Raw genomic sequence first — 553 nt, 5'->3', positions numbered from 1 at the left:
CCGCCTGTTGAAACGACTTAAATAGATTTTTCTGCTGTTCTTCGCTGATGCCAATCTGGGAAACTCTCTTTAGAAAGGGAGGATATGTAAATGATATTGTTGAAAACTTTACTGAGCCTGAACGTTCAATATTAATGAAATTTTCAATTCAATCCATGCTGGTTTTACCGATCTTTTTAAAAGATCAATTTTGGGGTTATGTCAGTTTTGATGATTATAGTAAGAAGCACGTTTTTTCTGAAACTGAATTGTTTATTCTGCGCTCATGGGGTTTGCTTGCCGTAGGAGCTATTCAGCGCGGCGAAATTGCTTTTGATATGAGGAAAACCCTAACAGAGCTTACAAAACTAAAGCAAGAGTTGGAAGTTGCGCTTTCCACCGCGGAAACCGCAAGCCACGCAAAATCCACATTCCTTGCCAACATGAGCCACGAGATACGCACGCCTATGAATGCGATTATTGGAATGAGCACAATAGGAAAATCAGCTTCTGATATTGAACGCAAGGATTACTGTTTTTCAAAGATTGAAGGCGCGTCTCAACACTTATTAGG

At 40.0% G+C, this 553-nt stretch carries 1 protein-coding gene; it reads left to right on the top strand.

The annotated features are described in order from the left end of the window. Positions 1-47 precede the first annotated feature (47 nt). The coding region (locus ACYVTD_RS15840) for a sensor histidine kinase (RefSeq protein ID WP_461248650.1) at positions 48-553 on the top strand (506 nt) is incomplete at its 3' end.

This window comes from Treponema sp. R6D11, assembly GCF_054786075.1.
The sequence above is the reverse complement of the archived record's forward strand: the minus strand, read 5'-3'. Positions and strand labels throughout refer to the sequence as shown.